Genomic DNA, 18,365 nt, shown 5'->3' with positions numbered 1-18,365 from the left:
GATGGGTGGTTATGCTGTGGTAAAATAAACAAAGTTGCCGCTGAGAGGAGGTAGGGGATGAATCGGATCATTAAGAACACCGGATTTTATTTGATCGTCTTTTTGGTAGCGGTCGGGATTATCCATTTTATCAGCACGCAGAATGAGCAGAAGGTACCGATCAGCTATGATGAGTTCCGGCAGGAGCTCAAGGATGGGAACGTCACAGACGTATCCGTTCAATTTGATGGTTATACATATCTCATCAACGGGAAGTACAAAGCTCCCGAGGGTCAAAACAACGAAACGTTCGAGACCCGAGCCCCTGTGGATGAGAGGTTAGTCGAGCTATTGGAGACAAGCGGAATTAAAGAAAGCTGGAAGAAGATGGAGGAGCCCAGCACCTGGATCACGCTCCTAACTTCGATCATTCCGTTTGTCATTATATTTATTTTGTTTTTCTTCCTCCTGAATCAAGCTCAAGGTGGCGGCGGCAAGGTCATGAACTTCGGCAAGAGCCGGGCGCGTCTTTATAATGAAGAGAAGAAGCGCGTTACGTTCGAAGACGTTGCCGGAGCAGATGAGGAAAAGCAGGAGCTTGTCGAGGTCGTCGAATTTTTGAAGGATCCTCGCAAGTTTGCCGCAGTGGGAGCAAGAATCCCGAAAGGGGTCCTGCTCGTAGGTCCTCCGGGTACCGGTAAAACCTTACTTGCACGCGCGGTTGCGGGAGAAGCGGGTGTTCCGTTCTTCAGCATCAGCGGCTCCGACTTTGTTGAAATGTTTGTCGGTGTCGGTGCGTCGAGGGTACGTGATTTGTTTGAGAATGCGAAGAAAAATTCGCCTTGTATTATTTTTATCGACGAGATTGACGCTGTTGGACGTCAACGGGGCGCAGGCCTTGGCGGCGGACATGACGAGCGCGAGCAAACGCTTAACCAGCTCCTTGTCGAAATGGACGGCTTCGGCGCAAACGAAGGGATTATTATCGTTGCAGCGACCAACCGCCCGGACATTCTAGACCCAGCCTTGCTGCGTCCGGGACGCTTTGACCGTCAGATTACGGTTGACCGTCCGGATGTGAAAGGACGCGAAGCGGTGTTGAAGGTGCATGCCCGCAACAAACCGCTTGCTAAGGATGTAAATGTTGAAACGATCGCCAAACGGACCACCGGCTTTACCGGTGCCGATTTGGAAAACCTGTTGAATGAAGCGGCATTGCTGGCTGCACGCCGTAATCGGAAGGATATTACGATGACCGAAGTGGACGAAGCGATCGACCGTGTCATTGTAGGTACGGAGAAGCGCAGCCGTGTCATTAGTGAGCGTGAAAAGCGCATCGTTGCTTATCACGAAGCAGGACATACCGTCTGTGGCTTATTCCTCGAGAATGCCGACATGGTGCATAAGGTCACGATTATTCCGCGCGGTCGCGCTGGCGGTTATGTTATTATGCTTCCGAAGGAAGACCGGATGCTGATGACCAAGCAGGAGCTTCTCGACAAAATAACGGGACTTCTTGGAGGCCGTGTCGCGGAAGAGCTGTTTATTGGCGAAATCGGCACCGGCGCATACAGTGACTTCAAGCAAGCGACGGGTATCGCTCGTTCGATGATTATGGAGTACGGTATGAGCGATAAGCTCGGACCGATGCAGTTCGGCAATTCGCAGGGCCAAGTTTTCCTGGGGCGTGATCTGGGGCATGAGCAGAACTACAGTGATGCGATTGCTTATGAAATTGACCAGGAAATGCAAAGCATTATTCGCCAATGCTACGATCGTTGTAAAGAGCTGCTTCAAAAGCATGAGCGTGAAATGCATTTAATTGCAAAAACGCTGCTTGAGAAGGAAACCCTCGATCTGGAGCAAATCAAGAGTCTGGTGGATAAGGGCAGCTTAGATCAAGTGATCGACGTGGAAGCCGAAGAGGTTACTGCGAAGGACGGCGAGTCAACTGCTCCGGCGAAAGAAGATGACGTTCGAATTAATATCCAGAAGAAGGATGACAACAAAACCGAGTAATGTTTCCTTGGTTTTGGAGCTCTTCTGAAGGGAATGATAAAGCTGTCTTTTCCAAAGGAATTTGGGAGAGGCAGCTTTTTTTACGGGAAAACGAAATGAACCAAATAATGTTTTTATAATGCCGTTCACGCATTGACTTACCTGTGAAGATTCTGTAAATTAGATCTAAACTCTAATTCGCCACAAAACGGACATAATAAACAATACCTTCTTCCTTTGTTATATCATCGTCCGCTTTTTCTTTGGTTGGCATTTGTGAAAAAAATCTCAAACTTTAGCAGCATGAGGAGGGGCGTCATGGAAGCATTAGCTCTGGAACGCCGCGCGGAACAAAACCGCGAGCTGAAAGAACGGTTGATGCAATTAAAGAAAGAACGGAATGCTATTATTCTTGCACATTATTACCAGCGTGATGAAATCCAAGAAGTAGCCGATTTTCGCGGAGACTCGTTTCTGCTTGCTCAGAAGGCTGCAGAAACGGATGCAGATACCATTGTTTTCTGTGGCGTTCATTTTATGGGGGAAAGCGCAAAAATTTTGGCTCCTAACAAAACAGTGCTGATCCCCGATGAGCGTGCCGGATGTCCGATGGCCGATATGGTGAATGTGGACGGCCTGCGCAAGCTGAAGGCGCAGCATCCGAATGCAGTTGTGGTGACGTATATTAATTCGTCGGCGGAAATTAAAGCAGAGACGGACATATGCTGCACCTCGGCGAATGCCGTGAAGGTAATTCAGTCAGTGGATGCAGACGAGATTATTTGGGTACCGGATAAAAATCTCGGACATTATGTTTCCCAATACACCGACAAGAAAATGATCATTTGGGAAGGTTATTGTAATACGCATGACATGCTGACGGTGAAAGATGTCGAGGAAATGAAGGCAAAGTATCCGAATGCCAAGTTCGTCGTTCATCCGGAATGCAGACCGGAAGTGGTTGAATTGGGCGATTTTGTGGGCAGTACGACAGCCATCATTAAGTATTGCAAGGAATCCGAGCACAATGAGTTTATCGTCGGCACGGAGGACGGAACGGGATATCAGCTGCGCAAGGACAGCCCGCATAAGACGTTCCATTTCGCAACGAAGTATTTGGTATGCCCGAATATGAAGGTAAACAACCTGAAGAAGCTGGTGCGCTGTTTGGAAACGATGCAGCCGCAGATCTATGTTCCGCCGCACATTGCCGAAAAAGCGAAATTGTCCCTGGAGCGCATGCTGCAAGTGAAGTAGCATGCGCTGCTTCTTGCAAAGGAGTGAAGGTCCCATGATCCCTCGAACGTTAATTGATTTGTCTTTACATGAGCTGCCACGCGAACAAACGGATGTTATCGTCATCGGAGCGGGAATCGCCGGCTTGTTTGCTGCGATCAAAGCGAGTGAAAAGCACAATGTCCTTTTGATCACCAAAAAATCCGTATATGAGAGCAATACGAGATACGCACAGGGCGGCATTGCCGCTGTGTTTTCCGAAGACGATTCACCCGCTTACCACCGCCAGGATACTCTAATTGCCGGGGCTGGCCTTTGTTCGCATGATGCAGTGGAGATTTTGGTGCATGAGGGCCCCGAAGGGGTTCATGACTTAATCCGCATGGGGACAGTCTTTGACGAAGAGGAAAACGGCACCTACGCCTTAACGAGAGAAGGGGCGCACAGTCAGCGGCGCATCCTGCACGCACAAGGGGACGCGACGGGGTACGAGATTGTCCGAGCGCTTGCGGAGAAAGCCAAGGAAGACAAGCGGATCACCGTTTGGGATGACCATTTTGTAGTAGATCTTGTGACAGATAAACGGGTCTGCTACGGAGCTGTTGTTCAGAAGCCGGACGGATCTAAGGTTTATCTCGAAGCAAAGGCAACGATCCTGTGCAGCGGAGGAGCCGGTCAGCTGTATCGATACACAACAAACCCGGAGGTCGCGACCTGCGATGGAATCGCTATGGCCTTCCGCGCCGGAGCACATATTCAGGACGTTGAATTTGTGCAGTTTCATCCTACCTCACTTTGTTATCCGGGAGCGCCAAGATTTCTTATATCAGAGGCCGTTCGCGGCGAGGGCGGCGTGCTGCGCAACATTCGCGGCGAGCGGTTTATGGAGAAGTATCATGAGCAGCTGGAGCTGGCTCCGCGAGATGTGGTCGCGAGAGCCATCGTCAATGAAATGGATGAAACGAAATCCACCTTCGTTTATTTAGATATTACCCATGAATCGCCCGAGCTGATTCGTCACCGATTTCCGACCATTTATGAGTTTTGCCTGCGTTACGGCCTGGATATGACGACAGACTGGATTCCGGTCGCACCTGCCGCACATTATATGATGGGCGGGGTGAAAACAGGGCTGAGCGGTGAAACCTCGGTGAAGCGTCTGTATGCCTGCGGTGAGGTTTCCTGCACCGGTGTGCACGGGGCGAACCGTCTTGCAAGCAATTCGCTGTCGGAAGCCATCGTGTTTGGTAGACGGATTATTGAGCATATCGAAAATTTGGATCCGATTTCGGAGGAACCGCAGCCGGAATTTGACTACGACCATCAGCGTAAATATCCGCCAACACAGGCGATCGTGGAAAAACGTCTGAAGCTGCAAAAAATCATGGTTCGCCACGTCGGTCTGCTTCGCTCGGAGAAGGGGCTGCGCAAAGCGATTGAAGAGCTGAAGCGGCAGCTGCCGATTTATGATTCTCTTCTGACAAAGCAGGAAGAGTATGAGTTTGCAAATCTTTTGACCTGCGCGCTGCTGACTTCTCAAGCGGCATTAATACGTGAGGAAAGCCGCGGTGCGCATTTCCGTGAGGATTTCCCCGAACGCGATGATATCGTGTGGAAGAAGCATATTCTCCATCAGCGCGAGCACGGGGTTCGAGAGGAGGGGCATGTCGATGCCGGAACGATTATTAAATAAGCGGGAGCTGCAGGAGCAAATCCGGTATTGGCTGAAAGAGGATCTGGGGCCGCTCGGCGATATTTCCTCTTCTGCAACGATTCCGCAGGGTCATCGCTCGAAGGGGATTATTCATGCCAAGCAGGACGGTATTTTAGCCGGTATTCCGGTTGCCCGCGAGGTGTTTGCCGTAGTGAACACGGAGCTGCAATTTACCGCGCAAAAACACGATGGGGACGTCTTGAAGAAAGGCGATATTATTGCCATTATTGAAGGAGATACCCGTTCGGTCCTGGAAGGAGAACGGCTTGCTTTAAACCAGCTTCAGCGGCTATCGGGCATCGCAACCAAAACCCGCGCGTACGCGGATGCCATTGAAGGCCTGCCGGCCAAACTGGCCGACACGCGCAAAACGACCCCAGGCCATCGGATGCTGGAGAAATATGCGGTCCGTGTCGGGGGAGGCTCCAATCACCGCTACGGTTTATTTGACGCTGTTATGATTAAGGACAACCATATCAAAGGTTCCGGAGGAATCCGCGAGGCGATCCGTTCTGCGCGGGAGATCATCCCGCATACGATGAAAATTGAAGTGGAAACGGAGACGCTTGTTCAGGTCAGAGAGGCGGTGGAGGCCGGGGCGGATATTATTATGCTGGATAATATGGCGCTGGATACCATGCGGGAAGCAGTCGCCTATATTCGCTCATCCGCACGACCGGCATTAATCGAAGCGTCAGGCGGAGTATCGTTGGAAACGATTCGGAATATCGCGGAAACCGGGGTTGATATTGTGTCGGTTGGCGGGCTTACGTCCTCCGTCAGCACGATCGACATCTCTCTCGACCTGAATGAAAAAAAGGCGGTGTCCCGATGATTTTTGTAATGGATGTAGGGAATACCAATATCGTACTGGGCTTGTATGAAGGCAAGGAATTGCGCTACCATTGGCGGATTTCCACCAACCGTTCTGCAACCGTGGATGAGTACGGGATGATCATCTACAATTTGTTCGGCCATTCCCGCCTCTCGATGTCGGAGATCCAAGGGGTTATCATTTCCTCTGTTGTTCCGCCGTTAACACCGACGCTGGAACGCACCTGCGCTAAATATTTTGGCAAAGAGCCGTTAATTGTTGGACCGGGTGTCAAAACTGGCCTAAATATCCGGTACGAAAACCCGCGTGAGGTTGGCGCGGACCGGATTGTCAATGCGGTGGCAGCTATGGAGCTCTACGGTCCTCCGCTCATTATCGTTGATTTCGGAACGGCGACAACCTTTTGCTATATTGATGAAAACGGTCAATATATCGGCGGGGCGATTGCCCCGGGCATCGGTATTTCTACGGAAGCGCTGTATCAGCGTGCGGCAAAGCTTCCGCGCATAGAACTAGTGAAACCGAAAAGCACGGTTGGCCGGAATACCGTTACTTCGATGCAGGCTGGAATTATTTACGGATATGCCGGTCAGGTGGACGGAATTGTGCAGCGAATGGAAGAGGAATTTGGTACAAAGACAAAGGTGATCGCGACAGGCGGGCTGGCTGAACTGATTTCCGGCGAATCCCGCACGATTACGACGGTCAATCCTTTGCTCACGCTGCAGGGACTTCAAATCATTTACGAGCGAAACCAGTAACGAAAATACATACAGGGTGGATAACCATGCAGGATTACTTGGTAAGAGGGCTGGCGTTCAACGGAAAAGTTCGTGTATTTGGCGCCATGACGAAGGGCATCGTTGAAGAGCTGCGCCGCAGGCATGATTTGTTCCCGGTCGTAGCGGCAGCGCTGGGCCGGACGGCGACTGGCGCATTGATGATGGGGGCCATGCTGAAGGGCGAAGAGCATCTGTCCGTACGCTTTGAAGGCGGAGGCCCCGTAGGGAAAGTAGTTGCGGAAGCAAACGCCAAGGGAGAGGTGCGCGGTTTTGTCGCGAACCCCCATGTGGAGCTCCCGCTGAACGCCAAAGGCAAGCTCGATGTAGCCGGGGCGGTGGGCACCGACGGCTATATGACGGTCATTAAGGATTTAGGGCTGCGTGAGCCTTATCATGGCAGCAGTCCGATTGTATCTGGGGAAATCGCTGAGGATTTCACGTATTATTTTGCGAAATCGGAGCAAACGCCTTCCGCTGTAGCGCTTGGAGTGCTCGTAGATACGGACTATTCGATCCGCACCGCTGGCGGCTTTATTATTCAGCTGCTTCCGGGGCTTTCCGATGAGGACGTCGAAAGCATTGAAGCAGAGCTGCAGCAGCTTCCGCCGATTACGACGCTGCTTGATCAAGGGCTGGAAATCGAGCAGGTACTGGAGCGTATTTTGAAGGATCTCGAAATTATGGAACGGATGGATTTACGATTTGCCTGCCGCTGTTCCCGGGAAAAAGTAGAGCGCAGCTTGATTTCACTTGGCAAAGGCGAGCTGAATACCATTGCGGACGAAGATAAGGGTGCAGAGCTCAATTGTCATTACTGCAACGAGATCTATCCGTTCACTGAGGAGGAACTGCGGGGGCTCGCGGATCAAATCGGATAAGGATAAGCGGATGGAGGATTGAAATACGATGCAACGAACAAAAGGATTGTGGGCCGCAGTCGGCGTGCTTACATTGCTTGTCATCGTTCTCTCTGTCCTTCTCGTCAATGAACGTTTTCAGACCTCGGCACCGCTGGAGCCGGATTCGTCGGAACAAACACCGCCGGAATCGCCGAAAGCTCCCGTCAATCCTCCGGCTCAAACGGAGAAGCCAGAACCGTCGAATCCCCAATCGAATGTAATCGCTAGGGTCGGCGGTTTTTCCATTACCGGGGCAGAGCTGCAGGAGCAATTGCAGGATAAATACGGGGCAGAGCTGCTTCAAGTTTTGCTTGATCGGAAGTCCGTGCAGCTGGAAGCGTCGGAGCTGGGTCTGAAAGTGAATCAAAACGAAATGGACCAAGAATTAAAGCGGATGCAGCAGGGGTACGACAGTGAGGAATCATTTTACTTATCCATGAAGGAACAGCTTGGGTTAAGCAAGGAAGAATTGCTCGAGGATGTAGAGCATAGGCTGCTGTTGGAAAAAATCGCGATTCGAGGGATCTACATATCGGATCAGCAAGTGGAAGACTACATTCGGGAGCATGCAGAGGAATTTCAGCCTCATATTCAAGCAAGGGTCGCTCATATTTTAACGTTCACTCAGGAGCAGGCCGATAAAGTAATGGCGGATGCACTAAAAGGAATCGATTTTGAACTGCTGGCACGCGCCTATTCCAAGGATTCGAACACGGCCAACGCTGGCGGAGATCTGGGCTGGATTGACGAAGACGATCCGTTTCTCCCCGCGGGAGTAATGCAGCTTGTCCGCTCGCTGAAGCCCGGTGAGGTTGGAGGACCGGTAGCGGTCGATAACGGGTATGAGGTGCTAAAGGTGCTTGACCGTCAAGAGCTGAACCGGCGGGACCCGAAGCAGGTCCGTGAAGCCGTTCGCAAGGAGCTCGCCTTAGCTAAGGCTCCGCCAATGAACGATCTCGTGCGTGAGCTTCGGGAGCACTGGAAGGTTGAAATCCTCGATCCAAAATATAAATAAGGCGTTGACAATCGTGAGCTTGGTTGGTAATATGTTCTTAAAACCGACCTGATTACTCGGATTAATGCAAAGTAGGACTGCACTTATATAACCGTATCCTTTGAGGAGGGCTTCTCATGGCAAAGCTTGTGCAAAACATTACGCAATTAATCGGTGACACTCCGCTTGTCAAATTGAACCGCGTCGTTCCGGAAGACAGCGCTGAAGTGTATGTAAAGCTTGAATATCAAAATCCGGGCGCTAGCGTTAAGGACCGGATTGCGATTAATATGATCGAATCGGCGGAGCGCGAAGGCAAGCTTAATCCGGGTGACACTATTGTCGAGCCGACTAGCGGCAACACAGGCATTGGTCTTGCCATGGTAGCGGCTGCGAAAGGGTACAAAGCGATCCTCGTGATGCCTGAAACGATGAGCATGGAGCGCCGTAACCTGCTTCGTGCGTACGGTGCAGAGCTTGTGCTTACACCGGGACCGGAAGGAATGAAGGGTGCGATCCGCCGTGCGGAAGAGCTCAAGGCCGAAAACCCAAGCTACTTCATGCCGCAGCAGTTCGACAATCGGGCAAACGTTGAAATTCACCGTTTGACGACTGGACCGGAAATCGTTGAAGCGATCAAGTCGCATGACGGCCAGCTGGATGCATTCATTTCCGGGATCGGCACCGGCGGTACGATTACAGGCGCAGGCGGCGTATTGAAGGAAGCGTTCCCTGGCTTGAAGGTATTTGCGGTTGAGCCGGCTGCATCGCCGGTATTGTCGGGCGGCAAACCGGGCCCGCATAAAATCCAGGGCATCGGCGCAGGCTTTGTGCCAAGCATCCTGAACACGGAAATCTACGATGAAGTCATTCAAGTAGAAAACGAGGATGCGTTCGCAACTTCCCGCCGTGTAGCGAAGGAAGAAGGTATTCTTGGAGGTATTTCCTCCGGTGCAGCGATCTACGCCGCACTTCAGGTTGCAAAGAAGCTGGGTAAAGGCAAGCGTGTCGTTGCGATCGTTCCAAGCAATGGCGAACGTTACCTCAGCACACCGCTGTACCAATTCGAAGAGTAGTACCATACAGCGTTGAAAAACGAAAGTTACGACCGGGGGAGCTGCTCCTCCGGTTTTTTGTTTCAATTACGAAAGTTTTTATTAAATTGATGTGAAAAAGGTAGTGCGGGATATACAGGATTCGGGTAGACTAGTGTACAACGAAAAAACGGAGGCTGCTGGATTCGCATGGATAATGATGCTGTAAAACAATGGACAACCTATGAACAGTGGAACCAGTGGCAGCGGGATGGGTACACGATGCTTCCTTATTTGCTGCGCATACCATTTACCGGAACCATAGCGACATGGGAAGAAATGTGGAGGGAAGCTTCCGAGCAAGCGTTTGTGCTGGAAAGCGGAAAGGATGGCCGGTACTGCTTTATCGGGACGAAGCCGGAATCGTTTATTGCGGGGAAGGTAGGGGGAGAGCCCGATGCAACGGCAGATCCGCTGCAGGAGGTAAAGCAGTGGATGCAGCCCTATCGCGCCCCGAAAGCAGAAGGGGCTCCGAAATTTACGGGCGGATGCGTTGGGTTCTGGGGCTACGACGTCGTACGTTCCCTTGAACGAATTCCGAGCCTGGCCGCGGACGAGCTGCCGGTGCCCGATTACTTGTTCATGCGTTTTACCCGAATCTGGTGCGTCGATTTGGTGGAGCGCGAGGTTTGGGTCTGCGTTCAGCAGCATGTGGGCGGCCAGGATTCCGAGCTAGAAGCAGCGCGCCCCCTCCATGAGCGATTCGAAGAAGCTCGGCAGGCGGCGCAGGCCATGGCCGCGCAGTGGCAGCGCTGGATGGAGGCGGCCGAACGAAATCCGGCTGTATTGCAGCGCAAAGCGGCGCTGGAGCGATTCAAGCTGACGGATCAGCTGCAGGTGGATATCGACGCGCTGCAGGGACTTAAGCGTTCTTTTAGCAGGGAGCAGTTCCAAGAAGCGGTTCGGCGCATTCAAGCGTACATCTCGGCGGGTGATGTGTTTCAGGTGAATTTGTCTGTGCGCCAAAGCAGGCCGACGCAGGCGGTTCCCGAGGATGTATACGAATGGCTGCGGCTGTTTAACCCTTCGCCGTATATGGGGTTGATCCGGTTCGGCCGGCAGGTTCTGGTGTCCGCGTCGCCGGAACTGCTTGTACGGCTGGAGAACGGCAAGCTGTCCACCCGTCCCATTGCCGGCACAAGACCGCGCGGTCCGGATCCCGACGAGGATGCCCGGATGGAAGCGGAGCTTCGCGGAAGCGAGAAGGAGAATGCCGAGCATATTATGCTTGTCGATCTGCTCCGCAACGATATCGGAAGAGTATCCGCGTACGGAAGCGTGAAGGTCGATGAGCTGATGGTCGTCGAACGATACTCTCACGTGATGCACCTGGTCTCGGAAATCACAGGCGAGCTGGCGGCGAAGCGCGACGCCTATGATGTGATTGCTGCGGTTTTCCCGGGAGGGACAATAACCGGTGCGCCAAAGGTCCGGACGATGGAAATTATTGAGGAACTCGAACCGGTGCGCCGCGGTCCTTATACTGGAGCGATGGGGTGGATTGACTATACCGGTGATATGGAATTTAATATAACTATACGGACACTGGTTGTTGCGGAAGGCGAAGCGCATGTACAGGCGGGTGCGGGAATCGTTATCGATTCCGACCCGGACCGGGAATACACCGAATCGCTTCATAAGGCGAAGGCTTTATGGAAAGCGCTGCTGTACAGCGAGCGGCTGGCCGAAGAGCAAACCGACGTTCCGGTATAGCTGAGCTGAGAATGAGAAGGAGGAGACGAGCATGATTTTAGTGATCGACAACTACGATTCTTTTACGTACAATTTGGTGCAATACCTAGGTGAGCTGGGAGAAGAGGTTGTGGTTCACCGCAACGACCAAATTTCGCTGGATGAGATTGAGGCGCTTCAGCCGGACCGTATTTTGATTTCACCGGGGCCTTGCTCTCCGAATGAAGCGGGGATTTCACTGGCGGTTATCGATCGGTTTAAGGAGCGAATTCCGATCCTGGGTGTCTGTCTGGGGCATCAGGCCATCGGCCAGGCGTTCGGCGGAGAAGTGGTTCGCGCAGAGCGCTTGATGCACGGGAAAACATCGCAAATCGTCCACGACGGACGTACTATATTTGAAGGAATCCCATCTCCATATACAGCGACGCGTTATCATTCCTTAATCGTGAAGCGGGAAACCCTGCCGGAGGAGCTGGAAATTACGGCAGAAACGGCAGAAGGCGAAATTATGGGGCTTCGTCACAAAACGTATCCGATCGAAGGAGTACAGTTTCACCCGGAATCGATTATTACGGATCACGGACACCGCTTACTGCAAAACTTTATTCAAGGGGCGGGAGCGGGAGCCGCGAAATGATCATTTCGATTAACGGCTCGATCCTGTCCGAACAGGAGGCTGTGATTCCGGCAACGGATCACGGCTTTTTGTACGGTATGGGTTTGTTCGAAACGTTCCGCACATATAACGGACGCCCGTTTTTGCTCGAGGAGCATATGGCGAGGCTCGAGAGCGGGTGCGAAGAGCTTGGCATTCGCTGGCGGCGCCCCTCGCACGAACAGGCGGTCTTGCATATCCAGCGGATGCTGGAGTGCGCCGGCATAGCGGATGGCTATGTACGCTGGTCGGTATCCGCCGGCACGGCACCGCTTGGCCTTCCTCTCGAGGAATACGCCGAGCCGTTGGACATTGTTTATGTAAAGCCCCTTCCGGCACCATCGGAGGGGCTTTACCGCCATGGACGGGCGCTGCAGAAGCTGCGCCTAACCCGCTCGGGGCTGGAGACGGGAACGTTTCGTCTAAAGTCGTTTCACTACATGAATAACATCATGGGGAAGCGCGAGCTCGCCTCCTACGAATGGTTAGCGGGGGCGGAGGGACTCTTCCTGACACCGGAAGGCTGGCTGTGCGAAGGGCTGGTCAGCAACTTGTTTTTCGTGAAGGAAGGGACGCTGTGCACCCCTCATCTCGACACTGGAGCGCTGCCCGGCATTACGCGAGCGTTTGTCCTCCAATTAGCAGAGCAGGCGCGGCTCGCATGCAGCGAGCACTTCTATACGTGGGACGAGCTCATGCTTGCGGATGAAGTGTTCGTCACCAATTCGGTCCAAGAAATTGTTCCGATCACGACGCTTTTGGACGAGACGGGGCTTCAGAAGCGAATCTCTGCGGAGGCAGGTCCGATCACGCGGCAGCTGATTGACTTGTATCGTAAATTTACATAAATAAGGGATGAATCGTGCTGGATACGAAATCGATATTTTCGACAAAACGAACCCTCATTATGGGTATTTTAAATGTAACGCCGGATTCCTTCTCGGACGGAGGACGGTATACCGCTGTAGAGCGGGCGGTGGAGCACGCGCTTCGGCTCGAGGAGGAAGGCGCCGATATGATCGATATCGGCGGCGAGTCAACCCGGCCGGGCTCGGCTCCGGTCGGGCTGGACGAGGAGCTGCGCCGGATTCTTCCGGCGATTGAAGCGCTGGCGGGGCGGCTGCGCGTGCCGATCTCGGTCGATACCTACAAGGCCGAAGCGGCACGCCGTGCCTTGGATGCGGGGGCGCACATCATCAATGATGTGTGGGGCTTCCGCAAGGACCCGGATATGGCGGCCCTCGCGGCGGAGCGGGGCTGCCCGGCGGTCTTAATGCACAACCGCGAGCAGCCGGTGTACGATGATTTTTTGCAGGATGTAAAGCGTGATTTGCTTGCCTCCGTAGACCTCGCCCTGAAGGCGGGAGTCCGCAAGGAAAACATATGGCTGGATCCCGGCATCGGCTTTGCCAAATCACGTGAGCAAAACCTGCTACTCATGCGAAACCTTAAAGAAATTGCCGATTTGGGGTATCCGGTACTGCTGGGAACCTCACGCAAAAGATTTATTCGCGATACGCTGCAGCTTCCCGCCGATGACGTCGTGGAAGGCACGATTGCAACCGGCGTGCTGGGCATCACGCAAGGCTGCCGGATTTTACGGGTACACGATGTGAAGCAGATGAAACGGGCCGCGCTCATGACCGATACGATGCTCGGTCTGTCGTAAGGAAAGGGAGTTAACCGAATATGGATAAACTGCACATTAACAACATGCGTTTTTTTGGCCGTCATGGCGTACTGCCCGAGGAGACCGTTCTCGGGCAGCTTTTTATCGTAGATCTCATGCTAGAGCTTGACCTGCAAAAGGCCGGACATACGGACGATCTGGAGGCTACAGTCAATTACGCCGAAGTGGTCGAGCTCGTGAAACAAATTGTCGAGGGGCCTCCCTATAAATTAGTCGAAGCGGTCGCTTCGCGGATTGCAAGCGCTGTACTCGAAGCTTATACTAATATAAATGCAGTGACCGTACGGCTCACAAAGCCGAACCCGCCTGTAGCAGCGCATTTTGACGGCGTAGCGGTTGAAATCGTACGCGGCAGGGGGCGGCAATGAGTGCGGCTTGGATCGCGCTCGGTTCGAATTTAGGGGATCGCAGCCAATACTTAGAGCTTGCTTTAAGACGTCTAGACGATCATCCGGCCATTCAAGTTGCAGCCTGCTCTCATATTTACGAAACGGAGCCTGTAGGCTATCTAGAGCAGCCTCGTTTTTTGAACATGGCAGCTGAATTGCAAACGTCTTTGAAGCCGCTCGAGCTGCTGCAGTTTATGCTGGAAGTGGAGCGGGCATTAGGAAGGGAACGGACGATTCCGAATGGCCCGAGAACTGTAGATTTGGATCTGCTTATGTATGAGAACGAAACGTTAAGCACGGATGAGCTTGTACTCCCGCATCCAAGGATGGTTGAGAGAGCCTTTGTGCTGATCCCCTTTGCGGATGTGAGACCCGAATTCGAATTCATTAGGACATCATTGGATAAACTGCATGGAAAGGAAGACGTGACGCTATGGAAAAAAACCAGTTGGCGGCGCGGGTCCGGGCTTTTCGGAAGCTGAAGGGATATACCCAGGCGGAACTGGCGGAAGCGTTGGAGGTTTCGGTGGCCGTGCTCGGCTCCATCGAACGCGGAACAAGGAAAGCGGATGCGCGCATTTTGACCAAAATATCCGAGGTGCTCGGGATCGACGTGCAAGAGCTAAAGTCGTCGGAGTAGCCTCATTTTAAACAGACAGGCAGGTGAACTAGCAGCATGCTAAAAATCGGTTCAATTGAAATGAAAAATAACGTTGTGCTCGCGCCGATGGCGGGCGTGTGTAACCCGGCCTTCCGGCTGATCGCCAAGGAATTCGGCTGCGGGCTCGTTTGTGCGGAGATGGTAAGCGATAAAGCGATTGTGCATGGCAATCAGCGTACGATGGAAATGCTCTACGTGGACGATCGGGAAAAACCGCTGTCTCTGCAAATTTTCGGCGGGGACAAAACGACGCTCGTCGAAGCGGCGAAGCATGTAGATAAACATACGAATGCCGATATTATCGATATTAATATGGGCTGTCCTGTGCCGAAGGTGACCAAATGCGACGCCGGGGCGCGGTGGCTGCTCGATCCGAACAAAATCTATGAAATGGTCGCTTCCGTAGTAGATGCGGTTGAAAAGCCGGTCACGGTGAAAATGCGGATTGGCTGGGATGACGAGCATATTTACGCGGTTCAAAACGCCCAGGCTATCGAGCGTGCAGGGGGACAGGCGGTTGCCGTTCACGGACGTACGCGCGAGCAATTGTATACGGGCAAGGCAAATTGGGAAATTATAAAAGAAGTTAAAGAGGCGGTTTCCATCCCGGTTATCGGCAACGGAGATGTTTTGACGCCGGAGGACGCAAAGCGCATGATCGATACGACCGGTGTGGACGGCGTTATGATCGGCCGGGCGGCACTCGGTAACCCGTGGATGCTGTATCGCACGGTTGAATATTTGACGAAGGGCACGCTGCCGCCGGACCCGTCCATTGCGGAGAAAATGAGCATCGCCCAGCTGCATCTGGACCGGCTTATTAAGCTCAAGGGAGAGTCGACCGCCGTTAAAGAGATGCGCAAGCATATGGCGTGGTATTTGAAGGGCTTGCCTGGCGCAGCCCGGGTGAAGGACGTCATTATGGAGACGACTACCCGTGAAGGTATGGTGAGCACGTTGGAGGAGTATGTGCGGACGATCCAAGAACGGGAAGCGGATCTGGATATGGAAACTGCCGTTCACTAAAAAGTAAAGCTCCTGCGCAGTTTTCTATCCTTGGTTCGCGTTGACATTTCCATTTGGCTGGCATATAATCATGCAATAAATTAGCAACCTCCAAGTCATCACGATCGCCGGCTGTATAATATATATGAAAAACATACATTCATGCCTGGCAGCTCAGCCTGCACTTTGTTCATCCATGTGCATGGTATGCATGAAAATTCACATGACGGGAGTTCGTTGGATATGGTCGAAAAAGAAGTCATTTTAACCCAAGACGGTCTGAAAAAACTCGAAGAAGAGCTTGAATATTTGAAATCAGTTAAGCGCCGTGAAGTTGCCGAGCGGATTAAAGTGGCCATCGGTTACGGCGATATTAGCGAAAACTCCGAATACGAGGACGCGAAGAACGAGCAAGCCTTCGTGGAAGGCCGCGTCATTACGCTGGAGAAGATGCTCCGTAATGCCCGCATTATCAACAACGACGAAGTTGATACCGAGACGGTAGGCATTGGTTCCACCGTTATTCTTGAAGACCTCGAATTCAAGGATGAGCTGGAATATACGATCGTCGGCACGGCCGAGTCCGATCCGCTTCAGAATAAAATCTCGAATGAAAGTCCGGTCGGGAAAGCCATTTTGGGCAAGAAAAAGGGTTCGACCGTCGATGTGAGCGTTCCAGCGGGTATCATTCAATATAAAATTGTCGACATTAAAAAATAAAGCTTCTACCGGATACAGGCTGCAACCATGCGGCCTGTTTCGTGTATACCGCACCTTGCGGAGTGGAAAGGATGTAACCGATCAATGGATATGGAAAAAGTAACAACCACACCGGAAAATGAAGAAAACGAGCTGCTGGCAATCCGCCGTGCCAAGCTGGATCAGCTGCGCGGACTGGGCGTCGATCCGTTTGGTGCCCGTTTTGAACGGACGCAGTCGGCCGGAGACATTTTGAAGGCGTACGGGGAAGTCAGCAAAGAGGATTTGGATGGACAAGCCTATGAGGTGTCCATTGCAGGCCGGATCATGCAAAAGCGGGAAATGGGCAAGGCGAGCTTTGCGCATATCCAGGACTTGTCCGGCAGAATTCAAATTTATGTTCGTGAAGATGCCGTTGGCGGCGAGCGTTATGAGGCATTCTCCCTTCTGGATATTGGGGATATCGTCGGCATTCGCGGCGTTGTGTTCAAAACAAAAACAGGCGAAACTTCCGTCAAAGCAAAGGAAGTTGAAATTTTAACGAAATCATTATACCCTCTCCCAGAGAAATACCATGGTCTGAAAGATATTGAAATGCGCTATCGCCAGCGTTATGTCGATTTGATCATGAACCCTGAGGTTCAGCAAACGTTCGTGTCCCGTTCGCGGATCATTCAATCGATGCGCCGGTATCTTGATGCACGCGGCTATCTTGAGGTCGAAACGCCAACGATGCATTCCATCGCAGGCGGTGCTGCGGCTCGTCCATTCATAACGCATCACAATGCGCTCGATATGGAATTGTACATGCGTATTGCCATTGAGCTTCATTTGAAGCGTCTTATTGTCGGCGGTATGGAAAAAGTATATGAAATCGGCCGCGTTTATCGGAACGAAGGGGTGTCGACAAGACATAACCCGGAATTCACGATGATCGAGCTGTACGAGGCGTATGCTGATTATAAAGATATTATGCGCTTAACTGAGGAAATGATTGCGCATATTGCACAGGAAGTGCTTGGAACGACGACAATTACTTACCAAGGGCAGGAAATTAACCTTGCGCCGCAATGGCGCCGTGCTTCGATGGTGGACTTGATCCGCGAAGTGACGGGTGTGGATTTCTCGCGCCATATGACGGACGAAGAAGCGCATGCGCTCGCCAAGGAGCATAAGGTTCCGGTAGAGGCGCATATGACGTTTGGGCATATTGTGAATCAATTCTTTGAAACATTCGTTGAGCAGACGCTGATTCAGCCAACGTTCGTGTACGGTCATCCGGTTGCCATTTCGCCGCTTGCGAAGAAAAACGACGAGGATCCGCGCTTCACGGATCGCTTTGAGTTGTTTATTGTAGCGAGAGAGCATGCCAATGCATTTACGGAGCTAAACGATCCGATTGATCAGCGGGAGCGTTTTGAAGCGCAGCTGGCCGAGAAGGAGCAGGGCAATGACGAAGCGCATGAAATGGATCATGATTTCATTCGTGCGTTGGAATACGGCATGCCGCCTACAGGGGGGCTTGGCATCGGCATCGACCGTTTGGTGATGCTGCTGACGGATTCGCCGTCGATCCGCGATGTTTTGCTGTTCCCGTTGATGCGCGAGCGCGCTGGGGAATAAACCGTTCGACTAATTCGAGCTGGCGGGGCTTGTTTATAGCTTCGATAGGTTTGATAACGCCGGTCCATTGGGCCGGCGTTTATGTTTTTTTATTTTCCTTGATGTGGATTTGCATTCGGGGGTCAGACTATGCTATATTCTTTCTTGCCGCTTCGGACGGCGCCCGGATCACTCGGTGTTTCTGCTACAGGACAAGCGGGTTGAAGGATGCTGGATGACGGTTAAGATTTACGTTTGGCAGCTCTTAAATATGGTGCTGCGAATACGAGGATCTTGAAAAGTCCGCTTTTCTTGAAAATGGCACTTGCAATTAGGTTTGTTTTTATGATATTCTATTGCTTGTCGCCTCGAGAGAGAAACGACACAAAGACTTACTTGATGGTGAGTCAAGACAAGTGCTCCTTGAAAACTGAACAACGA

At 52.3% G+C, this 18,365-nt stretch carries 18 protein-coding genes; all 18 read left to right on the top strand.

Annotated elements, in window-relative coordinates; genetic code table 11:
• The first annotated feature begins 57 nt into the window (after nucleotides 1-57).
• Nucleotides 58-1,998, top strand: a complete 1,941-nt coding sequence (ftsH, locus tag GQS10_RS20335; RefSeq protein ID WP_166245693.1) for an ATP-dependent zinc metalloprotease FtsH — start codon at nucleotides 58-60, stop codon at nucleotides 1,996-1,998.
• A 297-nt stretch (nucleotides 1,999-2,295) separates the two neighbouring features.
• Nucleotides 2,296-3,234: a quinolinate synthase NadA gene (gene nadA, locus GQS10_RS20330; RefSeq protein WP_166245691.1), complete on the top strand. Its 939-nt coding sequence runs from the start codon at nucleotides 2,296-2,298 to the stop codon at nucleotides 3,232-3,234.
• Between the two features lie 34 nt (nucleotides 3,235-3,268).
• The gene (gene nadB, locus GQS10_RS20325) at nucleotides 3,269-4,906 is read left to right on the top strand and encodes an L-aspartate oxidase (protein WP_166245689.1); all 1,638 of its coding nucleotides are present in this window, start codon (nucleotides 3,269-3,271) and stop codon (nucleotides 4,904-4,906) included.
• Nucleotides 4,884-5,762 (top strand): carboxylating nicotinate-nucleotide diphosphorylase, encoded by an 879-nt coding sequence (gene nadC / locus GQS10_RS20320; protein ID WP_424991816.1) that lies wholly within the window; start codon nucleotides 4,884-4,886, stop codon nucleotides 5,760-5,762. The genes nadB and nadC overlap by 23 nt, the downstream gene beginning before the upstream one ends.
• Nucleotides 5,759-6,523 (top strand): type III pantothenate kinase, encoded by a 765-nt coding sequence (locus GQS10_RS20315; RefSeq protein WP_166245685.1) that lies wholly within the window; start codon nucleotides 5,759-5,761, stop codon nucleotides 6,521-6,523. Before nadC ends, GQS10_RS20315 begins: the two co-directional genes overlap by 4 nt.
• A gap of 26 nt (nucleotides 6,524-6,549) precedes the next feature.
• Nucleotides 6,550-7,422, top strand: coding sequence for an Hsp33 family molecular chaperone HslO (gene hslO, locus GQS10_RS20310; protein ID WP_166245683.1), 873 nt, complete (start codon nucleotides 6,550-6,552; stop codon nucleotides 7,420-7,422).
• Nucleotides 7,423-7,450: 28 nt separating this feature from the next.
• Nucleotides 7,451-8,458 carry a peptidylprolyl isomerase gene (locus GQS10_RS20305; RefSeq protein ID WP_166245681.1) on the top strand — a complete coding sequence of 336 codons (1,008 nt, stop codon included), beginning with the start codon at nucleotides 7,451-7,453 and terminating at the stop codon, nucleotides 8,456-8,458.
• A gap of 116 nt (nucleotides 8,459-8,574) precedes the next feature.
• Nucleotides 8,575-9,513, top strand: coding sequence for a cysteine synthase A (cysK, locus tag GQS10_RS20300; protein WP_166245679.1), 939 nt, complete (start codon nucleotides 8,575-8,577; stop codon nucleotides 9,511-9,513).
• Between the two features lie 168 nt (nucleotides 9,514-9,681).
• Entirely contained in the window at nucleotides 9,682-11,244 is a 1,563-nt protein-coding gene (locus GQS10_RS20295) for an anthranilate synthase component I family protein (RefSeq protein WP_166245677.1), read from the top strand.
• Between the two features lie 31 nt (nucleotides 11,245-11,275).
• Nucleotides 11,276-11,860 (top strand): aminodeoxychorismate/anthranilate synthase component II, encoded by a 585-nt coding sequence (gene pabA / locus GQS10_RS20290; RefSeq protein WP_166245675.1) that lies wholly within the window; start codon nucleotides 11,276-11,278, stop codon nucleotides 11,858-11,860.
• Nucleotides 11,857-12,726, top strand: a complete 870-nt coding sequence (locus GQS10_RS20285) for an aminotransferase class IV (protein ID WP_166245673.1) — start codon at nucleotides 11,857-11,859, stop codon at nucleotides 12,724-12,726. Before pabA ends, GQS10_RS20285 begins: the two co-directional genes overlap by 4 nt.
• Nucleotides 12,727-12,785: 59 nt before the next feature.
• Complete coding sequence (gene folP / locus GQS10_RS20280; RefSeq protein WP_166245671.1) at nucleotides 12,786-13,547, top strand: dihydropteroate synthase; 762 nt, start codon at nucleotides 12,786-12,788, stop codon at nucleotides 13,545-13,547.
• A gap of 20 nt (nucleotides 13,548-13,567) precedes the next feature.
• Nucleotides 13,568-13,936: a dihydroneopterin aldolase gene (gene folB, locus GQS10_RS20275; protein ID WP_166245669.1), complete on the top strand. Its 369-nt coding sequence runs from the start codon at nucleotides 13,568-13,570 to the stop codon at nucleotides 13,934-13,936.
• The gene (gene folK, locus GQS10_RS20270) at nucleotides 13,933-14,439 is read left to right on the top strand and encodes a 2-amino-4-hydroxy-6-hydroxymethyldihydropteridine diphosphokinase (RefSeq protein ID WP_166245667.1); all 507 of its coding nucleotides are present in this window, start codon (nucleotides 13,933-13,935) and stop codon (nucleotides 14,437-14,439) included. Before folB ends, folK begins: the two co-directional genes overlap by 4 nt.
• Nucleotides 14,391-14,597 (top strand): helix-turn-helix domain-containing protein, encoded by a 207-nt coding sequence (locus GQS10_RS20265; RefSeq protein ID WP_166245665.1) that lies wholly within the window; start codon nucleotides 14,391-14,393, stop codon nucleotides 14,595-14,597. Before folK ends, GQS10_RS20265 begins: the two co-directional genes overlap by 49 nt.
• A gap of 36 nt (nucleotides 14,598-14,633) precedes the next feature.
• Nucleotides 14,634-15,644, top strand: a complete 1,011-nt coding sequence (gene dusB / locus GQS10_RS20260; protein ID WP_166245663.1) for a tRNA dihydrouridine synthase DusB — start codon at nucleotides 14,634-14,636, stop codon at nucleotides 15,642-15,644.
• A 222-nt stretch (nucleotides 15,645-15,866) separates the two neighbouring features.
• Nucleotides 15,867-16,343 carry a transcription elongation factor GreA gene (gene greA / locus GQS10_RS20255; RefSeq protein WP_166245661.1) on the top strand — a complete coding sequence of 159 codons (477 nt, stop codon included), beginning with the start codon at nucleotides 15,867-15,869 and terminating at the stop codon, nucleotides 16,341-16,343.
• 84 nt (nucleotides 16,344-16,427) lie between these two features.
• Complete coding sequence (lysS, locus tag GQS10_RS20250) at nucleotides 16,428-17,945, top strand: lysine--tRNA ligase (protein WP_424991815.1); 1,518 nt, start codon at nucleotides 16,428-16,430, stop codon at nucleotides 17,943-17,945.
• Nucleotides 17,946-18,365: the final 420 nt, after the last annotated feature.

The sequence above is a fragment of the Paenibacillus turpanensis genome (genome assembly GCF_011421635.1).
Classification (GTDB): domain Bacteria; phylum Bacillota; class Bacilli; order Paenibacillales; family YIM-B00363; genus Paenibacillus_AK; species Paenibacillus_AK turpanensis.
The sequence above is the reverse complement of the archived record's forward strand: the minus strand, read 5'-3'. Positions and strand labels throughout refer to the sequence as shown.